Source organism: Trebonia sp. (assembly GCF_049794275.1).
GTDB lineage: Bacteria > Actinomycetota > Actinomycetes > Streptosporangiales > Streptosporangiaceae > Trebonia.
The window spans coordinates 1-4647 of record NZ_JBARCR010000426.1; the positions used below are offsets into that span (position 1 = coordinate 1).

3 protein-coding genes are annotated in these 4647 nt (G+C 64.6%); 1 reads left to right on the plus strand and 2 read right to left on the minus strand.

The window, feature by feature from the left end:
- Positions 1–259: 259 nt before the first annotated feature.
- Together WA805_RS11640 and WA805_RS11645 are read right to left on the minus strand one after the other, a co-directional pair.
- Positions 260–802 (minus strand): hypothetical protein, encoded by a 543-nt coding sequence (locus WA805_RS11640; protein WP_422340995.1) that lies wholly within the window; start codon positions 800–802, stop codon positions 260–262.
- 979 nt (positions 803–1781) lie between these two features.
- Positions 1782–2600, minus strand: a complete 819-nt coding sequence (locus WA805_RS11645) for a manganese efflux pump (RefSeq protein ID WP_422288720.1) — start codon at positions 2598–2600, stop codon at positions 1782–1784.
- A gap of 484 nt (positions 2601–3084) precedes the next feature.
- On the opposite strand from WA805_RS11645, the gene WA805_RS11650 reads away from it, so the two are divergent.
- On the plus strand, positions 3085–4488 hold the full coding sequence (locus tag WA805_RS11650; protein WP_425242346.1) for a hypothetical protein: 1404 nt from the start codon (positions 3085–3087) through the stop codon (positions 4486–4488).
- Positions 4489–4647: the final 159 nt, after the last annotated feature.

Consider the following 4647-nt stretch of genomic DNA (forward strand, 5'->3'; position numbering starts at 1 on the left):
GTGCCGCTGTCAGCGGTGGCGCTGCCGGGGTCGCCGGCCTGGACGGCGCTGAGCTAGCCGACCCTGAGCAGCCAGCGGCCGCCACGGCGAACACGGCGGCCAGTGCCCCCGCGCGCAGGCGGCCGACTCGACAGCGATCTCGGCGCTCCACACCGCCTCTATACCACCGTTCGGGGACGATGCACGGGACAGGTGAAACCACCGTCCGTTCAGCTCAAGGATTTCATGCTGAACGGACGGTGGTTTCACTTCGAAACGCTCAGCCGACGACGTACAGGACGCCGGCCGCGACGAGCATGGCGCCTCCGGCGACTCCGTTGGCCACCCACATGTGGCGCCGCACCGCCGGGATCGCGTACGCGATCCCGATGCCGATCGCGAGACCGATGCCGGCCTGGATGGCACTCGACGCGAACTGCTCGAAGGCCGAGAGCCCGATCGAGGCGCCATGGGAAACGCCGTCGACCGTGCCGTAGGTGATGTTGTCGAGGCTCAGTAGCCACGGCAGGACCCACACGCCCCAGTGTGCCTTGGGATTCTCCTCCGCAGCCGCCGCTTTCCTCGAGACGAGGGCGACCGCGATCCAGTAGACGCCGATGACGGCGACGACCACCGGCGCGAGGAAGCTGAGATTGTCCGGGAACGACCAGTGCAGGGCGCAGCCGAGCAGGTAGCCAAGCCCGTCACCGACTCCGAAGAGCAGCGCGAACGGAACGAGCACGGACAGCCGCCGGCTCATGATCGGGCCGACCGCGATGCACGCGATCAGGCTGTCGGTACCTAGTAGAAGCCAACTACCCATACTTCTTCCTTCCGTTTCTGTTGTGGCCGCTCCCGGTGAATACGGGGTTGCTTTCTCCTCGCGAGGCGAGTGTTATCTGTCCGAGATATGTTCGGTCGCGAGGCGTGAGAAGCGTAAAATAGCACGTCAAGGCTGTCAAGGAGTTCCGTGAAAGAAGGCTCTGACCTATAGCTTGTAACAAGTGTTGCTGTACAGTTTGCCGAAATCAGTAACACGTGTTGCAGCTAAATGATCCGTCACGCTCCTTTCAGGATTAGCAACCCGACCTGCCACACGTAAGCCACTTGTAATATTTAGCCTGTTCGGCGGCGTGCTATGCGTGGAACAGGTGTTGCATATCAATGGACGCGGACGGCTGCCCGTCAAGCTGGCTTCTTATCCTGACCCAGCTCCCGAGCTCGGCGTCGAGCCCCTGGCCCGCCTGCGGGCCGTCGGCGCCACCACGCTGGTCACCAGCGTGTGGGTGCTCCCGGAGACGGCTCCCGATGAGCGGGGCAGAAGGCGGCCGCCATGCTGGCGCGGTGCCAGAGCGCGGTGGAGGCCTTCTCGCAGTCGGTTTACGCGACCGAGGAAGTAACAGGTTCCGGTGCATCGGGCTTCAGGCGCCCGGTGGTGCGGGCACCGGCCAATTGGACTCGATCCAGCCCGTGTGAACGGAGAACGGCCGGGCGGAATCTGGCGGCGCGAACGCCTCGTCGGTGACAAGGGCGCGGTGCAGCGGCCACGCTCGCCAGGCCTGCGTCCCGGCACCCGCGGGCGATCCTTTACGAGGATCCCGCCCCGTTATCCAAATGGCACCTTCTGGTGCCTTCCAGCATGCCCGCCAATCGGTTCTGGAGCTTCCAGTAAATCGAGGCATGCTGGCTGCTCGTCCTCTCCGTCATCCTCAGCGCGGCCATTATCTGGCTGATGCCGCCGCTTCTACGCCGACCCGCAGTGCCAGTCCTGGCGCCTGGGCACCGAGGCCTCCGCCGGCGTCTTATCCGTCGGCTCCCGGCAGGTTGGTGGTGACCGCCGTGGGCGCCGACGCGGGTTTGACCTTGTGGGGGAAGACGGAGTGGATGAAGTGGGGGAAGGCGTGGTTGGCGAGCGGGGGGCCGACCAGGAGGACGGCCGCCAGCGTGACAAGAATGCCGCCCGCTATCAGCTTGGTGCCGGTGGAGACGCGTTCCACGCTGATCCGGAGCTTTCCATCGCGCACCTTCCGGCCGAAGTACAGGCCGGCCATGAGGGCCAGGAACGACTGGACGACGATGGCGGTGATGGCCTCGACCGTGGTGAAGTACTGGCTGTAGCCGATTGTGAAGCCCACGATCAGTTCATCCACGCTGATGCTGAGACCGAGCCCGATGATGGCGCGACCGCGCGCTGCCACCAGCGCTCTCGCCTTCTCCGCCTCGTCGTCGTCATCGTCGTCGTTGAAGGCCTCGTCCAGCATCAGGATGCCGATGACGCCGACGATCACCGGCACGACGAGCGGGACGATATACCGGCCGATGAAGGTCAGGTCGATCTGGTCGGCTAGGTGGGAGCGATAGGCCAGCTGAAGTTCCCTGAGCTCGGTAGGGCTACCGAGTTGGTAAGGGTCGATGTTTATATGGGGGGGGCCGGCGATCAGGTGAATCAGCGGCGTCCCCAGTGCCAATCCGATCAGCGGCATTATGGCTTCGAATGCGATAAATACCACTGTGACGCGCAGCAACTGCGTGCGCGTCAGCCGAATTTGCCCCAGGACGGCGAATGCGATAGCAAAGTTGTCAAGGCACAAAGGTAGGGTAAAAGCCAGCAGTCTAAGCATCTTCCCAACCTTTCGCTACCCTGCGTGACCGCCGCGTCTATGGCGGGCTGACCTCGCATCACGAGGAGGTAACATCCATTTAACGGCGGATCGGCCCGGCTGGTTCAGCGTTCCGGAAAAGGACCAGCTACCTGGACTTAGTCCTCATGCGGGCGAGGGCCTGACGAGGCGTCGGCCGACAGGGTACCACTAGGCGAAGGCGTACGCGGGCTTGTTATAGATATGTAATTAAATGATCGCGTTCGGTCACCAGAGGAGTAATCCCAGACGTTTGCTATGGCGTATCTCAGGACCATCACTCCACTATCACCTTACGATCACGCGCTCCATCTGAGGCGTTAGAAGTAGAACTTCCGAATTTCCCGCGTCATGCCGCCTGGCTCGTCTAATCTATGCCTCTAAGAGCGGAACGGCGGACGTGGAGGTGGATTGCATGCATAGCGAGCGTCGGTCCGCATGGCGGCGCCGTATGCAGGAAAGGGGCATGTCGCGCGTTGCGGGGCAGCTTGCCGTTCCCGCGGTGCTGGGGCTGGTGATCGGAGTGGTGCTCGCGTTCCAGTCGGGCACGAGCAACTCAGGTCTTACCCAGATCCCTCTCGGCACTTATGTGACCCCGACTGCCACCAATATCGCCGCGGCGTTGGCGACGGCTGCTCCAGCGGCGGGCATGAAGTCCAATACCACCTGTGACATCATCGTCCCGGCTAACCCGCTGAGCGCGCAGGGGCTCGCTACTCCTTATCGGCTTACCGGTCCCAACGGGATGACGCCGGCGCAGTCGGGGTGCGAGATGAGCAACGGGGCGAAGCTGGGGGCCTTCGTCCAGGCCACGATCCTGGACCCGGCCACCGGGGCGCTGTCGGTCTATGAGCCGCTCGTGATCACGCAGGGCACCAGGCCGGACACGCCGGGCATGAAGCTCCTTCTGCCCGTGATCCCGGCGGACGCGGTCGTGACGATCGACTTCGGATTCAACGGCACGGACCTGGTCCAGGTGGGGGCGACCCCGACCACGCTCGCGGATGCCCACTGCGTCAGCGGCCAGGCGCGGTCGGCCTTCGGGAAGACGTCGTTCTGCAACGGGGTCAACTTCTTCAACGCGGTGCGGCAGGCCGAGCGGAAGGGACTGCTCAAGGTGCCGTCCCCGGGTACCTCGAGCGCGATCGTCCCGTCGGGCGGCGACCTGGGCACGGGCCGGTCGTGCCCGGTCATCAGCAACTTCGAGGTAGCCGGCCTGGGCCTGGGCGAAAGCGTGACCACCACCTACCTGCTCAACCCGCTCACCGGCCAGACGGCGCAGGACAACGGGGCGTACCGGGGTTACGTCGCAGGGGCGACGCTGCTGCAGGGCAACAGCGCAAACGCCGTGCTTGACCAGTACGTCGACCCGATCCTCGGGTGCACCCCGTTCAAGGCGCCCGACCTGTCCAACTTCAACGCGCCGGCCTTTTCCGAGGCGCTGGACGAGATAGCGGCGGGCGCGTATCAGCCGAAGACCGCGGCGCTGGTGCCGGAGAACGACAAGGTGGTAATGGACGGCGGCGAGCCCGACCCGGCAAAGACCGACCTGTACCGAGAGGAACTCGGCCAGGCCCCCGTCAGTGCGGTGACCGACAAGTCCAGCAGCCCGGCGATGTACTGCCAGAACCTCGTCGACATCCAGACGCCGTTCCTGGCGGCCAACCAGAAGTTGCTCGTCACCGGCCAGTCGCCGGTGACGGCGACCGCTGACAACCTGCTCACCTTCCTGGCGAACGGCCTGAGCGTGTCTTTCACCAGGCTTGGCTGCCAGCAGTTCCGCCTGACGAATCCCGTCATGCTCAAGCGGAACAGCGCTGGCGTGGCGACCGCGGCGACCTTCGACACCGCCGTGCAGACGGCATTGTGACACAGGAGTCAGGCCATGGATGTTCAGGAAGTACGCGAAAGCGGACAGCCCACGCGCTCGGACGACGACGACGACGTGGGCGCACGGGATGCTGAGGACTTCGATGACGATGACGACCGGGTCGTCCCGGAAGCCTGGCGGAGCAAGCCCTTCAGGCTC